Consider the following 16,485-nt stretch of genomic DNA (forward strand, 5'->3'; position numbering starts at 1 on the left):
GCGCCAACAGGGCACGTCACCTGACGCACCGATACACCAGGGTACCGGATTAACGGTCCCCTAGGCGAACCGGACGGAACGTCGGAAGCCTGCCGAGAGCTACTCGGCCGACTTGGCTCGGCGCGAGCGTCGCCGCCCTCTGCCGGAAGTCTGGCTTGCCTGGTCGTCCTCAGCCGGGACGTCTTCAAGCGCACCGGTCACCGTATCACGGCTCGAGGTGTCCTTGGCCGCGGAAACCTTGTCCGAGACCGCCTTCTCGACGGCCATCTTCCCCTGCGTGCCGCGCGGCTCGGGCTTGGGCTCGACCGGCTCCGTGGAGACGATCAGACCCCGCCCGTTGCAGCACTCGCACGGTGTGGAGAACGCCTCCAGCAGCCCCTGTCCGACCCGCTTACGCGTCATCTGGACCAGGCCCAGCGAGGTGACCTCGGCGACCTGGTGCTTGGTCCTGTCGCGGGCCAGGCACTCCAGCAGCCGCCGCAGCACCAGGTCGCGGTTGGACTCCAGCACCATGTCGATGAAGTCGATCACGATGATGCCGCCGATGTCGCGCAGCCTGAGCTGGCGCACGATCTCCTCGGCCGCCTCGAGGTTGTTCCTGGTGACGGTCTCCTCGAGGTTTCCGCCCTGCCCGGTGAACTTGCCGGTGTTGACGTCGACGACGGTCATCGCCTCGGTGCGGTCGATCACCAGCGAGCCGCCGCTGGGCAGCCAGACCTTGCGCTCCAGCGCCTTGCCGAGCTGCTCGTCGATCCGGTAGTGCTCGAACACGTCGCCCTGGTCGCCGTCCCACCTCGACAGGCGCTCGCCCAGGTGCGGTGCGACGTACTTGACGTAATCGTCCACCGTGTCCCAGGCGTCGGAGCCCTGCACGATCAGCGAGGTGAAGTCCTCGTTGAAGACGTCGCGCACGACCCTGATCGTGAGATCGGGCTCGGCGGACAGCAGCTCGGGCGGGCTGGCCGACTTGGCCTTCTTCTGGATGTTCTCCCACTGGGCGGACAGGCGGGCCACATCACGCGCCAGCTCGTCCTCGGAGGCGCCCTCCGCGGCGGTACGGACGATCACACCGGCGTTCTCCGGCATGACCTTCTTCAGGATGCTCTTGAGCCGCGTGCGCTCCTTGTCGGGCAGCTTGCGGCTGATGCCGGTCATCGACCCGTCCGGCACGTAGACCAGGTATCGCCCGGGCAGGCTGATCTGGGACGTGAGCCGGGCGCCCTTGTGCCCGATCGGGTCCTTCGTGACCTGCACGAGCACCGACTGGCCCGACTTCAGCGCCGCCTCGATGCGCTTGGGCTGGCCCTCCAGCCCGGCGGTGTCGAAGTTGACCTCGCCGGCATACAGGACGGCGTTGCGGCCCTTGCCGATGTCCACGAACGCCGCCTCCATCGAGGGCAGCACGTTCTGGACCTTGCCGAGGTAGACGTTGCCGACGTAGGACTGGCTGGCCTCGCGGTTGACGTAGTGCTCGACGAGCACGCCGTCCTCCAGGACCGCGATCTGCGTGCGGTCGCCGTGGCGGCGCACCACCATCATCCGGTCGACGGACTCGCGGCGGGCCAGGAACTCCGACTCCGTGATGATCGGCGGCCGCCTGCGGCCCAGCTCGCGCCCCTCGCGGCGGCGCTGCTTCTTGGCCTCCAGCCGGGTGGAGCCGCGCACGCTCTGCACGCCGTCGGTCGCGGTCTCCAGCGTGCTGCTACGGCCCGCGCGCGGCGCGCGGATGCGCACCACCGTGTTCGGCGGGTCGTCGCTGGCCGGCTCGGCGCCCTCCTCGGAGCCCCGGCGGCGACGGCGGCGGCGGCGACGCGAGGTGGAGGACTCCTCGTCCTGCGCGCCCTCGTCGGCCTGCTCCTCCTCGGACTCCTCGTCCTGCTCCTCGCCGTCCTCGGCCTCGTCACGCTCGCGAGCCTTGCCACGGCCCCGGCCGCCCCGCCTGCGGCGGCGGCGCCGGCCCGCGCCCTCTTCCTCCTCCTGCTCGTCGGAGGTGTCGACGTCGGTCTCGTCCTCTGTCACGGACTCGTCGACCGACTCCTCGATCTCCTCGGGCTCGGGCTCGGGAGCGGGCTGCGGCACCTCGGCCCGCCGGGTGACGACGGGCTTGGCCTTGCTGGGGTCGGGCGCCTGGAACAGCGGCGCGAAGATGGCCGCCGGCCGCTGGAACGCGGTGCCGGACTCGTCCGGCCTCCGCGCCGCGAACCCGAACGGGTCGGACAGCAGGCTCGGCCGTACGGACTCCTCGTCAAGGTCCTCGCCCGCGGGCTCGTCGTCGAGGGGCTCGTCCTCGGGCAGGATCTCGAGGATGTCCTCGTCCTCGGCCGCCTCAGCGCCCTGCGTGGTCGCGGCCTCAGCGGCCGGGCCCTCGCTGGCGGCGGCCTTCTCGGAGTCGGCCACCGCCCCCACAGCGCCCGCGACGGCCTCCTCGACGGCGATGGCCTCTTCCGGCTCGGCCTTCTTGCGCGTCCTGCGCCGCTTCACCGGCTCGGCGGCCTCGGCGGGCTCCTCCACCGGGAGCGCTTCCGCGGCCTCCGCCTCCGCCTCGGCGGCCTTCTTCGTCGTACGGCGACGCGTCGTCGTGGCGGTGGACCGGGTGCGCGTGGTCCTCTTGGGCTTCTCCTCGGTGACGGCCTCGGCCACGGCCGCCTCGACCGGGCTCTCCGGCGCGGCCTGCGCCGTGACGGCTTCCGCCTCGGTCGCGGTGGCGAGGATCTTGGGTGCGGGCTCTCCCGCCGCGCGCTGCGCGGCGGTGCTCTGCACCGGTTGTACGTCAGCCACGGACGGCGCGGTCTGCGCCGCGATAGTGGTGACCGGAACGTGGGCGGGCTCCTCCGGCAGCTCCGGCGGTGGACCCGCGGGGCGGCTGGCTGAGCGGCGACGTGGGGTCACCTCGGGCTGTTCAATTGTCTCCCCGTCAGGGCCAATGGCCCCGGCGTTGGGCTCGTTCTCGAGCATGCGGGCGCTCTCCCGTCAGCTCCCGGGCGCGTCGCCGCGCCGCGCAGGAGCTCTCGTGTCTCGTTGTCCGCCAACGCCCCCGATGAGGGGGTGTCGGCGCCAAGTCCTGTCAGCGGTCGTGCCCCGCTCACGCAGGGCACCTCCTCAACCGGCGACGTGCTCACTCGCCGATCCCGCCTCGCCGCCGCGCGTCGTGTCGCGGTCCAGGTCGAGCGGATCGGCAAGCGCACCAGTGCTGACGTCGAGCGGCCCCTGCGCCAGCCTGGTCACCTCGGGGGGAACCGGCGGCGCGAAGTCGGCCACAAGGCGCAGCCCTGTGAGCACATCGTCGGGTCGAACGGCAGGCGTCATGTGCCGAACAACCATGCGCAGTATGACACACGGCCGTCCAAGCACCTGAGCTGCGGTTCTGTCTGTTCCCTCGGAAACCGTGAGCCCCAGGACGGCCTCCCGTGCGTCGAAGCGACGGGGACCCTTCTTGGTGAGGCGCTCAACCTCCACAGCGCCTGCCGCGAGGAACTTCTCCGCCGCCACCTCGGCGAGCTCGCGATCGGCACCGGGCAGCCGCACCTCCCAGTCGGAGACCTCCAAGCGGTCAGCCAGCCCACCCGAGCCCGCCGCCACAACGTCGAGCACATCGAGCCCCGGCGGCAGCGACCCGTCCAGGTCCTGTCTCACCTGCTCGGGATCGCACAGCGTGGTGACGCCGATCTCGAGATATTCGGCTTCGCTGGCGACGCCGGTCGGCGCCGCGCCCGCGTAGGAGATCTTCGGGTGGGGCGAGAAACCCGCGCTGTAGGCCACCGGTATGCCGGCACGGCGGACCGCTCTCTCAACGGCCCGCGAGATGTCGCGGTGGCTGGTGAAGCGCAGGCGACCGCGCTTGGCGTAGCGCACGCGTAGGCGCTGCACCGTAGGCGCGGGCGGAGGCCCTTCGGGAACAGGTTTCAGAGCTTGTCGTCCTTCCCTTGTAAGAGTTCCTTCGTCTCAGGATAAGCCGCCCCGGCGTATGTACGTGTACGCCGAGACACCGGCTGCCCACTGAGCGCGCTAGACCACCGTAAGTGGAAGGAGTTTCCGCCCCGTGGGACCGATTTGAATTTCCGTGCCCATCGTCGGGCAGACGCCGCAGTCGTAGCAAGGAGTCCAGCGGCAGTCTTCGACCTCACCGCCGGTGACGGCCTCCTGCCAGTCCTGCCAGAGCCACTCGCGGTCGAGCCCGGCGTCGAGGTGGTCCCACGGCAGGACCTCGTTCTCCTCCCGCTCGCGCGTGGTGTACCAGTCGACGTCGACGCCCGCCTTGGCGGCGGCGGTCATCCAGCGCTCGTAGGAGAAGTGCTCGCTCCAGCCGTCGAACCTGCCGCCGTCCTCCCAGACGGCGCGGATCACGGCACCGACCCGGCGGTCGCCGCGCGAGAGCAGGCCCTCCACGATCGAGGGCTTGCCGTCGTGGTAGCGGAAGCCGATGGCTCTGCCGTATTGCTTGTCACCTCTGACCGAGTCGCGCAGCTCCTTGAGGCGGCGGTCGACGGTCTCGTGGTCGGCCTGGCCGGCCCACTGGAACGGCGTGTGCGGCTTGGGCACGAAGCCGCCGATGGAGACCGTGCAGCGGATGTCGCGGCTGCCGGTCGCCTCACGGCCCGCCTTGATGACCTTCTTGGCCAGGTCGGCGATGCCCAGGACGTCCTCGTCCTGCTCGGTGGGCAGCCCGCACATGAAGTAGAGCTTGACCTGCCGCCACCCCTGCGAGTAGGCCGTGGTGACGGTGCGGATCAGGTCTTCCTCGGTGACCATCTTGTTGATCACCCTGCGCATGCGCTCGGAGCCGCCCTCGGGCGCGAACGTCAGGCCGGAGCGCCTGCCGTTCCTGGAGAACTCGTTGGCCAGGTCGATGTTGAACGCGTCGACCCGGGTGGACGGCAGCGAGAGCGAGGTGTTGGTGCCTTCGTAGCGGTCGGCCAGGCCCTTGGCGACCTCGCCGATCTCGGAGTGGTCGGCCGACGACAGCGACAGCAGGCCGACCTCGTTGAAGCCGGACTCCTTGATGCCGTTTTCGACCATCGCCCCGATCGTCGTGATCGAGCGCTCCCGCACCGGGCGGGTGATCATGCCGGCCTGGCAGAACCTGCAGCCACGGGTGCAGCCGCGGAAGATCTCCACGCTGAACCGCTCGTGCACCGTCTCGGCCAGCGGGACCAGCGGCTTCTTCGGGTAGGGCCACTCGTCGAGGTCCATCACGGTGTGCTTGTGCACCCGCCACGGCACGTCGGCCCTGTTGGGGGCGACGCGCTTGATGCGACCGTCCGGGTGGTAGTCCACATCGTAAAATTTCGGGATATATACCCCGCCGGACTCGGCGAGCCGCATGAGCAGCTCGTCCCGCCCGCCGGGTCTGCCCTCGGTCTTCCACTCGCGGATGACCTCGGAGATGGCGATGGAGATCTGCTCTCCGTCGCCGAGCACGGCCGCGTCGACGAAGTCGGCGATCGGCTCGGGGTTGAAGGCCGCGTGGCCGCCGGCGAGCACGATCGGGTCGTCCTCGCCTCGGTCCACGGCCATCAGCGGGATGCCCGCCAGGTCGAGCGCGTTGAGCATGTTGGTGTAGCCCAGCTCGGTCGAGAAGGACACGCCGAGCACGTCGAAGGCGCGCACCGGCCGGTGCGCGTCGACGGTGAACTGCGGGACGCCCTCGGCCCGCATGAGCGCCTCGAGATCCGGCCACACCGCGTAGGTGCGTTCGGCCAGCGTGCCGGGCAGCTCGTTGAGGATCTCGTAGAGGATCGCCACACCCTGGTTGGGCAGCCCGACCTCGTAGGCGTCGGGGTACATCAACGCCCACCGCACGTCGGCGGAGTCCCAGTCCTTGACGGTCGAGTTGAGCTCACCCCCGACGTACTGGATGGGCTTCTGCACCTTGGGCAGCAGCGCTTCCAGGCGAGGGAATATCGACTCGACAGGCATACCGTCCAGGGTAGCGGCGCTCAGACGGTGGCAGGTCCAGGGATGTCGATGTCGTTTCCGCTGAGCACCAGGAGATGGTGCCCCTCGTAACAGGTCAGCTCGACGGCGATCACCCCGTTCGCCAGGTTGTGCACGCCGACGACATGGCTCGCGGGCAGCAGGAAGCGCTCCTCGCACTCATCGCAATATGCCAAGAACATGACTCTAATTAAACGACTGTCTACGCACTCTGATGGCCTGGAGAAGCCCAATCGCAATCAGATTCGCGAAAGTGGCCGTACCGCCATACGACACGAACGGCAGCGGCAGCCCCGTGATCGGCATGATCCCGATCGTCATGCCCACATTGATGAACGTCTGGAACGCGAACCAGCACACGATCGTGCCCGCGACCAGCGTCCCGAACCTGTCGTCGCACTGCCTGGCGATCTTCAGCCCGCGCAGCAGCACCACCCCGAGCAGCAGCACCACCGTGACCGACCCGAGGAACCCGAACTCCTCCCCCGCCACCGTGAAGATGAAGTCGGTGTGCTGCTCGGGCACGAACCTCCCGGTCGTCTGCCCGCCGCCCAGCAGCCCCTTGCCCAGGAGCTGCCCGGAGCCGATCGCGATCATCGACTGCGTGCTGTTGTAGCCCACCCCGCGCGGGTCCACGCTCGGATCGACGAACGCCGTGAACCGCGCCACCTGGTACGGCTCCAGCAGCTGGAAGTAGAACACCGAGAACACCCCGGCCACCGCCACCAGCGACAGCGCCGCGATCCACCGCTTGCGCACCCCCCCGATGATCAGCCCGGCGGCCGTGATCACCGCCAGCACCAGCGCCGTCCCGAGGTCCGGCTGGAGCATCACCAGCCCCATCGTGACCCCCGAGGCCAGGAGCGCCAGCCATATGTCCAGCCCGCGCGGCCGATCGCTGCCCTCGGCCGGCTGTGCCAGCAGCATCGCGATGATCAGCAGCAGCCCGACCTTGGCGAACTCCGACGGCTGCACCGCGAACCCGCCGCCGAGCAGGATCCACGAGTGCGACCCGTTGATCGTCGCGCCCAGCGGCGTGATGACCAGCCCCAGCCCTAGCAGCGACACCAGGAACACCAGCGGCGCGTACGCCCGCATCGCCCGGTGATCGACCGTGGCCACGACCGCGCACAGCACGATGCCGATCATCTCGTTGAACAGGTGCTTCTTCACCAGTCCCGTCGAGCCCGGGGCCCAGGTCCTGGTGGACGACCAGACGAGCAGCGTGCCGATCACGCACAGCCCGACCACCGCGACCAGCATCAGGGCGTCGAGCCTGCGCACCGTCGAGTTCTCACCGGCGACTCGGCGGAACAGCGAGGGCCGCCGGACGGCCACCGTTCTTTCGATCACCTCCGGACCCCCATCCCAGCGACCATCGACCCGACCGCGCAACCGATCACCCATCCGGCCGCACAGCCGCTCACCCAACCGACCACCCGCCCAAACGCACCAAGCCAACCCGCCACCCTCAACGAACTCCCACGGCCACCCACCACCAGGCTCCGGGTGCTCATCCTCCGGCCACCGTTCCGTCCGGCGAGAAGCGGGGCAGTCTCGTCGTGAGCCGCCCCCCGGGCACGGCCGGAGGCCGCTTGATGCCGTAGATCCCTTCGTAGATCTCCCGCGCGGCAGGCGCCGCCGTCTGCGCGCCCATGCCGCCCTGCGAGACCATGACCACGACCACGTACTGCGGATTCTTCGTAGGCGCGAACGACGCGAACCACGAGGTGTCGTTCTTGCCCCAGACCTCCGCCGTACCGGTCTTGCCACCGATGCGCACCTTGTCCATCGGGAACCCGGCGAAGGCCCCCGCCGCGGTGCCGTCCGAGGGCACCTGGCTCAGCGCGTTCTTGATGTAGAGGCGTTCCTTCTCGCTGATCGGCAGCTTGCCCACCACCGGCACCGGGATGGTCCTGACCACCGTGCCGTCGGGCCGCACCTGCGCCCACCCGATGCGCGGGCTACGCACCTTCCCATCGCTCACCAGCGCCATGTACGCCCGCGCGAGCTGCATCGGCGTCACCAGCACGTCACCCTGGCCGATGGAGAAGTTGGCCGAGTCGCCCGGCCGCAGCAGGAACCCCTCGGTGCAGTTCTCCAGCGCCAGCCGCTTGAGGAAGTCGGCCCGCGCCCGGTCCTTGACCTCCGGATATCCCTTGCGCGACCGCTCGCAGGTCACCGCGTTGGTACGGTTCCAGAGATCCTTCTTCCACGCCCGGTCAGGGATGCGCCCGGAGGACTCACCCGGCAGATCCACGCCGGTCGGACTGCCGAACCCGAAAGCCCTGGCCGTGTTGGCGAAGATCTCCTTGGTCGCCTTCTTCGGGTTGCGCCCGCCGTCCTTCAGGTACTGCTCGTACGCGGCCTTGTAGAAGATCGTGTCGCACGACTTGACCAGCGCGGTGTGCAGGCTGAGCGAGCCGAGCGAGACCCCGCGGAAGTTGCTGAAGGCCCGGTCGCCGACCATGTAGGAGCCCGGGCAGCCGTACGTGCCGTTCAGCGGGTATCCGGCCCGCAGCATCGCCGACACAGACGAGATCTTGAACGTCGAACCGGGCGCGAACTGGCCGTTGATCGCCCGGGACACGAGCGGCTTGTCGGATTTGTCGGACAGCAGCCACTGGTACCCGCGCGCCGAGATCCCGCCCGCCCAGACCGCCGGGTCGTACCCGGGGGCGCTGGCCAGCGCCACCACCCGTCCCGTACGCGCGTCGAGCACCACCCCCGCGCCGCCGTCGGCCCCCGGCGCCGACTTCATCGCCTTCGCCAGCGCCTTCTCCACCACGGACTGCACCCGCGAGTCGATGCTGGTCACCAGGTGGTCACCGGGAACCGGCGTGATCTGCTCCTCGACGCCGAGCGCCTTGCCCATCCGGTCGACCTGCACCCGGCGCAGCCCCGCCTTGCCGCGCAACGCCTCGTCGTAGACGTATTCGAGGCCGTCACGCCCCGCCAGGTCCACCCCGGAGAAGCTGGCCTTCAACCCTTCGCGCTTCTCCAGCTCGGCCTCGGTGACCGGCTGCAGGTAGCCGAGCATCTGGGCCCCGTCGCGCCCGCCGGGATACTGCCTGACGGAGTGGACCTCCGCCGTCACCCCGGGAAACTCCTCCTGCCGCTCGAGGATCTGCAGCGCCTCCCGCGTGTCCACCTTTTCGTCGAGCGGGACCGGCTGGTACGGCGACCCCGTCCAGCAGGGCTTGGAGACTCCCGGCCCGCACGGCGTGATGCGATGCTGCAGATCCGCCACCGGCCGGCCGAGCACCGCCGCCAGCTTCTGCAGCACCTTCAGGCCGCCGTCCGGCGTCCTGGTCAACCTGGTCCTGTCCACGGACACGACCAGCGCGGTCTTGTTGCGCACCAACGGCCGCCCGTGCGAGTCGAGGATCTGCCCCCGCACCGCGGGCACGATCACGGCCCGCGTCCTGGTCTCCGTCGCCCGCGTCACGAACTCGTTCCCACGCACCACCTGCACCTGCCACAAGCGCACAGCCAGCACGACGAGCAACGTCACCACGAGCACCTGAACCACCAGCAGCCTGGCCCGCATCCGCATCATGTCGAGAACCCCGCCTCCCTGCCGCGTGTGGTCAGCCAGATCACGATGGGGGACACGACCAGCGTGTAGACGATGGTGACGGGCACCTGCTCGGTCAGCGTGGCGACCGTGACCCGGGGATCGGCGATCAGCCCGCCCACGACCGCCGCCAGCAACGGCGCCATCAGCACGCACAACACCACGGTCGTCACCGGACCGCCCGCGCCGCGCCCGGCCACGTAACCGACGAGCGCCAGCACGAACGCGTACTGCCCCACGAGGTGCGCGGTCGGCGGCATGACGTCGACGAGCAGCCCGGCGCTGAACCCGAGCACCGCCCCGGACGACGCGCCCCGCCCCAACGCCGCGCCGATCACGGCCAGCAGCACCAGGTCCGGCGAGCCCCCGGCCGGCAGGGGAAATCGGTTGACCAACATGACCTGCGCCAGCAAGGCCAACAACACGGACAACCCGCCGATCACCGCGCTCCCTCCCGGGAATCCCTCACAATCCGCCCAACTCCGCACGCCCGCCCCACGCCCGATCTACCGGGACGAGCCCGGCCAGGTCGGTCGAGCCGTCCCAGCGGACGGCGTCGCCGACGAACCGCCCCCGCGGGCCATGCCCAGCCCCCGCCAGACGCCGCCACAAGCGCTCTCAGAGACGCGCAACGGCGCACCCCGATGGAACGCTCCACCTCGCCGCCGCCACCGTCACACTCGCCCACACGCTCGCCGGCACCCCACCCAGCGCCCAGCCGGCCGTCACCGCCACCGCGAGCACCCAGGCGATCGCGCCCATTGATCGGCAGGCGCCGCGGAACCGCCCGCCGCCCGGTCACCGCGATCCCCCCTTGGCGGGCAGCGCCTTGGTGGGCAGGACCGCGTCACGCGGATCCCGCTTGGGCGCCTCCACCACCACGCCGACCACGTCCAGCGCCGACAGGTCCGCGTACGGGCGGGCGTACGCGATGCGGGTCAGCTCCCCCGGCGTCGACTCCACCCGCTCGATCACCCCGATGGGCACCCCGGGCACGTACGGGCTGCCGTTCTGCGAGCCGAAGCTGACGATCCGCGCGCCACTGGTCAGCGGCGCCGTGGAGTCGAGGAGCCGGAACTGGACGAGCCGCCCGTTCTCCCCCACCCCATGCACCACGCCGATCTCCTTGCCGCCCTCCAGCCTCGCCCCGACGGCCGAGGCGGGGTCGCTGAGGAGCACCACCGTCGAGCTGTGCGGGGCGGCGTTGATGACGCGCCCGACCAGCCCTTGGCCGCTGAGCACGGTCATCTCCGTATGGATGCCGTCACTCGTGCCCGCGTCGATCTGCACGGCGTCCTCGAAGCCGGGCAGCCCGCGCCGGGCGACCACGTTGGCCGGGACCATCTTGTATCCACCCGAACCCGACAGGCCGAGCAACTGCTTGAGCTCGTTGGAGCGGCTCGCGTCGAGCTTGCTGGCCACCAGCCCGGCCCGCAACTGGGCGTTCTCCGCTTTGAGGGCGTCGATGCGATCCTGCGCGCCGGGCGCGCTCAGGAGGGAGCTGACGAACCCCCCGACGGGGCGCACCAGCCCCCCGCCGAACTGCTCCGCCGTGCCGAACACATAAGCCGCGGCCGTCCGCAGCGGACGCAGCGGTGAGCTGTCGCCAGTGCGATGGTCGACGGTGAGGATGATCAGGGCCGCCGTCAGCAGCCCGCCCAGGATCAGTCGCGCATGGCGAGAATCTCTCATCGGTGCCGCGACTCCGGCACCAGGACCTGCTGGAGCGCCTCGAACTCCTCCGCGCACTTGCCGGAGCCGATGGCGACCGAGTCGAGGGCGTTTTCGACGAGGTGCACGGGCATCCCCGTCTCGGCCTTGACCCGCTCGTCGAGCCCCTTGAGCAGGGCGCCCCCGCCGGTGAGCGCGATGCCACGGTCCATGATGTCGCCGGACAGCTCGGGCGGGCACTTGTCGAGCGTGGTCTTGACCGCGTCGACGATGGCGTTGACCGGCTCCTCGATGGCCTTCCTGATCTCTTCGCTGGACACGACGATGGTCTTGGGCAGCCCGCTGACCAGGTCACGCCCGCGGATCTCCGCGTGCGACTCCTCGCCGCACGGACCGGCCGAGCCGATGGCGATCTTGATCTCCTCGGCGGTGCGCTCGCCGAGCATCAGCGAGTATTCCTTCTTGGCGAACGCGATCACCGCCTGGTCGAGCTCGTCGCCGCCGATCCTGATCGACTGGCTGGTGACCACGCCGCCCATCGAGATGATCGCCACCTCGGTGGTGCCCCCGCCGATGTCGACCACCATGTTTCCGGTCGGCTCGTGCACCGGGAGCCCGGCCCCGATGGCGGCGGCCATGGGCTCCTCGACGATGTAGACCTTCCTGGCGCCGGCCTGGTATCCGGCTTCCTTCACCGCGCGCTGCTCCACGCTGGTGATGCCGCTCGGCACGGCGATGATGATGCGTGGCTTGGCGAGATGCCGACGTCTGTGCACTCTCTGGATGAAATATCGCAACATCCGCTCAGTAACGTCAAAGTCGGCGATCACGCCGTCTTTGAGCGGGCGGACGGCGACGATATTGCCAGGCGTACGACCGATCATCCGCTTGGCCTCGATGCCGACCGCCACGATCTTGCCCGTGGCGGTGTTGATCGCGACGACTGAGGGCTCGTTGAGCACGATGCCCCGGCCGCGCACGTAGACCAGCGTGTTGGCGGTGCCCAGGTCGACCGCCATGTCACGGCCGAGAAACGCGAGCTTGCTGCCCATGGGGAACGGAGCCCTCCGTAACGTCGTTCGCGAATGATTACGGACCGAATTCGAATCGTAACGTGACGTACCCACCGATGGGCGCAATGAGCCCTCGCGCCCCACAAAAATCTCCAGCCCCTACCTCAACCGCAATTTTGCCCGGATTACACCACAACACCCGATCGCTTGCTGGAACGATCCAAAACGCCCATCCACTCGGCACTCACATCTCGACCTTGCCAACCGTACGCGGAAGCGCCGACAAAATCCCGCCCCGGCCTTGCCCACGGATCCGCCCCTCGCACCAAGACCCCGCCACCCTACGGCAGTCGCCCGACAAAAACGCGCGCCCGCGCAGCGACATGCTGCGCGGGCGCGGTCGAACGGGCGGAATCGCCTAGAAACGGTCCGGGAAGAAGATCTTGATCTCCCTGGCGGCGGACTCGGGCGAGTCGGAGCCGTGGACGACGTTTTCGCCGATCTCGAGTGCGTGGTCGCCGCGGATCGTGCCGGGGGCCGACTTGACCGGGTCGGTGGCGCCGGCCAGCGCGCGGAACGCCTCGACGGCGCGCGGGCCCTCGAGCACCAGGGCGACGAGCGGCCCCGAGGTGATGAACTCGACGAGCTCACCGAAGAACGGCCGCTCGGAGTGCTCGGCGTAGTGCGACTTGGCCGTGTCGGCATCGAGGGTGCGCAGGTCCATCGCCACGACCTTGAGGCCCTTGCGCTCCACACGGGCGATCACGTCACCGATGAGGCCGCGCTTAACCCCGTCGGGCTTGATCAGGACAAGAGTGCGCTCGGACACTTGGAGTTCTCCTTCGAACAGAGTGAGGATCGCGGTCACGGGCGCCCGGCGCCCGACCGCGGGACGCTTCGCGGGGGACGGGCCCACGCGTCGCCGTGGCTTGGGCCTCAGCTTACCGTCCCGCGCCCCCACCCTCGGTTTTCTACGGAACGGCTTTATGAAGAGGCGGTGTCCTCGGGCGATTGGCCCTGCGGCGGCACGGCGGGCACCGGGCCTTCCGCCTCTCCGCCCTCCTCCGCCTTCTCGGCTTCGTCGACGGGCGCGGCGGCCGCGTCCTTGGCACCTCGGCGGGCCATCACGGTGGAGAGCACGATGACCAGCACCACGAGGAACCCGCCGATCAGCGCCCACGAATGCAGCGCGCCGACGAAGCTGTCGACCAGCTCCTGGGCCGACGAGACCCCGTCCAGCATCGCCATCTGCACGCCCGTACCGAGCAGGAACCCTGCCAGCACCCCGGCAACGCACAGCGAGAGCCCGAACACCGCCGTCCCGACCCCCACCTCCTGCAGCGCCGACGTCAGCGCCACCGCCGCCCCCACGGCGAGCAGCGTGAACGGCACCGCCAGCACCAGCCCGTCGGGCGACGGCACGACGAGCCGCACGGAGCACAGCCCCACGACCATCGCGAGCAGCCCCAGAGGCACCAGCCACCGCCCGGAGGCCGCCGCGAAGCGCCGCACCGCCGCGGAAGCGCCGACGGCCAGCAGCCCCGCCACCCCGTACGGCACCCAGAGCCCCTTCAGCCCCGGCCCGCCGAGCCCGCCCAGCTCCACCAGCGTGACCTGCGCCGCGCTGGGCAGCAGCACCACGCCGACCGCCACCATGGAGTACGCCAGCGTACGGCTCTCGGGGGCCCCGATCGTGGCCAGCGCCAGCAGCCCGGCCACGGCCACCACCGCCAGCAGGATCACCGGAACGGCCCGCCAGCCCTCGCTCGCGGTGCTGATCGCCACGACCGCGATGCCCGCCGCCGGCACGGTGGCCAGCAGCAGCCGGCTCCGCTCCCCGTCGTTGAGCACCGGCGCGGCAGGCCGCCCCAGCATGATCCAGGCGATCAGGTACGCGCCCGCCAGGGCCAGCGCGATCCCCGTCAGCATCGGGTACGGCTGCAGCGTGACCCGCCAGCTGGTCGCCTTGTCCAGCGGCCACAGGGCCAGCGCCTCCGCCGCGAGCAGGCTCAGGCTGAACATGCCCACCCACAGCGCCCGCAGCACCAGCACACGGTCCCAGACGGCCGCCAGGGTGGCGGGCACGACCAGGCCCGCGCCGACGCCGCGCAGCACCCGCGCCACTCCGGCGAGGAGCTCCGAGCCCGCGTAGCCACCGGCGACGTCGGACAGGGCCACCAGCGCCAGCCCCGCCAGCACCACGTGAACCACCTGCACGCGCCGCAGCACCACGGCCGCCAGCGGCACGGTCAGCATCAGCACGGGCAGGGCGAGGCCGTGCGTGCGCATCAGCCCGACCTGGTCGATGTCGCCGGGCAGCAGCCTGGCGACGACGGAGAGCGTGTTGGGAACGGTGACGATCGCCAAGGGCAGCGCCACAACGACGAGCAGCCCGAGCGTCACGTCGAGCAGCCACGGGACCCTGGGCCCGGCCGACCGCTCAATCGGGGGGACGGTCATGGGCCGACTTTAGCGGGAAGTAGCGCCCTCAACACGCCGAGCGACGATAATCGCCGTGATCCACAGCGCCGCGAAGATCGCGCCGAGGAAGAACATCATGGGCACCAGGAAGCCCGTGCAGATCGCCAGCACCTGTACGAGGCTGCCGAGGACATAGCCGAAAGGCCGCTTGAGCAGGCCCGCGGCGACCACGCACAGGACGGCCAGCCCGATGCCGGCGGTCACCGCCAGCGCGGGCGTCACCCCGCCCACGGTGATCGCCACGGGCGTGATCAGCCCCGCCACGATCGCCTCCATGCCGAGCACGCTGGCGCCCAGCCTGCGCATACCTGGAGTTACCTGGAAATTCATCGCGAACCATCCGCCTTGAGCAGTTGCCGCGCGTCACCCGCCGTCACGACCGACCCGGTGATGAGCACGCCCGTGCCGCTGAACTCGCCTTCGGCGTCGGCCATGCCGATGGCCTGGTCGATGGCGTCGTCGAGCCGGTCGACGACGTGTACGCGCTCCTCGCCGAACAGCGGCTCGGCCAGGGACGCGAGCTCCTCCGGCGACATGGACCTGGGCGAGGAGTTACGCGTGACGACGATCTCCTCGACCATCGGTTCGAGCAGCTCGAGCAGGGCGTCGACGTCCTTGTCCCGCATGACCGCGACGACCCCGACGACCTTCGCGAAATCGAACGCCTCGTGCAGCCCCTCCAGGGTCGCCTGCATGCCGCCCGGGTTGTGGGCCGCGTCGATCACGACGGTCGGCGTCCGCCGCACGACCTCCATCCGCCCCGGCGACGAGGCCTGCGCGAACGCCTGCCGGACGAGATCGACGTCGAGCGGGTCGTCACCGCCGGTCAGCGCCTCGACGGCGGCCAGCGCGCAGACCGCGTTGCTCGCCTGGTGCGCGCCGTAGAGCGGCAGGTAGACCTCGTCGTAGACGCCCTTGAGGCCGCGCAGCGTGAGCAGCTGCCCGCCGATGGCCACCTCCCGGTTGAGCACCCCGAACTCGAGCCCCTCACGGGCCACGACCGCGCCGACCTCGGCGGCCCGCCGCATGAGCACCTCGGCCGCGGCCAGCTCCTGCTGGCCGAGCACGGTGGTGGAGTCGGGCTTGATGATGCCCGCCTTCTCACCGGCGATGCTGGGGATGTCGGGGCCCAGACGATCGGTGTGGTCGAGCGAGATGGGCGTGATGACGGAGACGATGCCGTCGGCCACGTTCGTCGCGTCCCAGGACCCGCCCATGCCGGCCTCGATGACGGCGACGTCGACCGGGGTGTCCGCGAAGGCCGCGAAGGCCATGGCGGTCAGCAGCTCGAAGAACTGGATGCGCCGCCCCTGGGTGTCGGTCAGCTCGACGTAGGGGATGATCTCCTCGTAGACCTCCGCGAACCGCTCCTCACTCAAAGGCTCGCCGTCCACGGTGATCCGCTCGCGCACCGACACCAGATGGGGGCTGGTGAACCGTCCCACCCTCAGGTTGCGCTCCTTGAGCAGGGCCTCGGTGAGCCGCGCCGTGCTCGTCTTTCCGTTGGTGCCCGCGATGTGTATGACCGGGTACGCCCTCTGCGGCGAGCCGAGCACATCGAGAAGGGCCGCGATCCTGTCGAGCGTCGGCTCGAAATCCCACTCGACGCCGCGCTCCATGATCGCGCGTTCAACCGCACGATAATCCACACTACAACCCTACTGACCGCGGGAAGCGGTCCCGACCGGGGGCTGTGACGACGTGGACGCGCAACAAAAAAAAGGGGCCCGACGCACAAGGCGTCGAGCCCCTACAAAGATTGTCCGGCGGCGACCTACTCTCCCACACCCTCCCGAGTGCAGTACCATC

13 protein-coding genes are annotated in these 16,485 nt (G+C 70.0%); all 13 read right to left on the reverse strand.

Going from position 1 to position 16,485, the window contains the following annotated elements:
- Positions 1–99 precede the first annotated feature (99 nt).
- The 13 genes from ABZS69_RS21310 to ABZS69_RS21370 all read right to left on the reverse strand — a co-directional run bounded on the left by ABZS69_RS21310 (position 100) and on the right by ABZS69_RS21370 (position 16,295).
- A complete protein-coding gene (locus ABZS69_RS21310; RefSeq protein ID WP_355374882.1) occupies positions 100–2,955 on the reverse strand; it encodes an Rne/Rng family ribonuclease in 2,856 nt (951 codons plus the stop codon).
- A 144-nt stretch (positions 2,956–3,099) separates the two neighbouring features.
- Positions 3,100–3,867, reverse strand: coding sequence for a TIGR03936 family radical SAM-associated protein (locus ABZS69_RS21315; RefSeq protein ID WP_355374885.1), 768 nt, complete (start codon positions 3,865–3,867; stop codon positions 3,100–3,102).
- A 138-nt stretch (positions 3,868–4,005) separates the two neighbouring features.
- Positions 4,006–5,916 carry a TIGR03960 family B12-binding radical SAM protein gene (locus ABZS69_RS21320; protein WP_355374888.1) on the reverse strand — a complete coding sequence of 637 codons (1,911 nt, stop codon included), beginning with the start codon at positions 5,914–5,916 and terminating at the stop codon, positions 4,006–4,008.
- A 20-nt stretch (positions 5,917–5,936) separates the two neighbouring features.
- Positions 5,937–6,116, reverse strand: coding sequence for a hypothetical protein (locus tag ABZS69_RS21325; protein ID WP_355374891.1), 180 nt, complete (start codon positions 6,114–6,116; stop codon positions 5,937–5,939).
- 4 nt (positions 6,117–6,120) lie between these two features.
- The gene (gene rodA, locus ABZS69_RS21330) at positions 6,121–7,287 is read right to left on the reverse strand and encodes a rod shape-determining protein RodA (protein ID WP_355374894.1); all 1,167 of its coding nucleotides are present in this window, start codon (positions 7,285–7,287) and stop codon (positions 6,121–6,123) included.
- Between the two features lie 160 nt (positions 7,288–7,447).
- On the reverse strand, positions 7,448–9,493 hold the full coding sequence (gene mrdA, locus ABZS69_RS21335; RefSeq protein ID WP_355374897.1) for a penicillin-binding protein 2: 2,046 nt from the start codon (positions 9,491–9,493) through the stop codon (positions 7,448–7,450).
- Positions 9,490–9,954 (reverse strand): rod shape-determining protein MreD, encoded by a 465-nt coding sequence (mreD, locus tag ABZS69_RS21340; protein ID WP_355374900.1) that lies wholly within the window; start codon positions 9,952–9,954, stop codon positions 9,490–9,492. Before mreD ends, mrdA begins: the two co-directional genes overlap by 4 nt.
- A gap of 355 nt (positions 9,955–10,309) precedes the next feature.
- A complete protein-coding gene (mreC, locus tag ABZS69_RS21345; protein WP_355374903.1) occupies positions 10,310–11,203 on the reverse strand; it encodes a rod shape-determining protein MreC in 894 nt (297 codons plus the stop codon).
- Positions 11,200–12,234 carry a rod shape-determining protein gene (locus ABZS69_RS21350; RefSeq protein ID WP_355374906.1) on the reverse strand — a complete coding sequence of 345 codons (1,035 nt, stop codon included), beginning with the start codon at positions 12,232–12,234 and terminating at the stop codon, positions 11,200–11,202. Before ABZS69_RS21350 ends, mreC begins: the two co-directional genes overlap by 4 nt.
- Positions 12,235–12,613: 379 nt before the next feature.
- Positions 12,614–13,024, reverse strand: coding sequence for a nucleoside-diphosphate kinase (gene ndk, locus ABZS69_RS21355; RefSeq protein ID WP_350740740.1), 411 nt, complete (start codon positions 13,022–13,024; stop codon positions 12,614–12,616).
- 155 nt (positions 13,025–13,179) lie between these two features.
- Positions 13,180–14,655 (reverse strand): hypothetical protein, encoded by a 1,476-nt coding sequence (locus ABZS69_RS21360; RefSeq protein ID WP_355374910.1) that lies wholly within the window; start codon positions 14,653–14,655, stop codon positions 13,180–13,182.
- A 9-nt stretch (positions 14,656–14,664) separates the two neighbouring features.
- A complete protein-coding gene (locus ABZS69_RS21365) occupies positions 14,665–15,006 on the reverse strand; it encodes a DUF4233 domain-containing protein (RefSeq protein ID WP_355374913.1) in 342 nt (113 codons plus the stop codon).
- Positions 15,003–16,295, reverse strand: coding sequence for a folylpolyglutamate synthase/dihydrofolate synthase family protein (locus ABZS69_RS21370; protein ID WP_355374944.1), 1,293 nt, complete (start codon positions 16,293–16,295; stop codon positions 15,003–15,005). The genes ABZS69_RS21365 and ABZS69_RS21370 overlap by 4 nt, the downstream gene beginning before the upstream one ends.
- Positions 16,296–16,485 lie beyond the last annotated feature (190 nt).

The organism is Nonomuraea sp. NPDC005650, from assembly GCF_040605375.1.
Taxonomy (GTDB): domain Bacteria; phylum Actinomycetota; class Actinomycetes; order Streptosporangiales; family Streptosporangiaceae; genus Nonomuraea.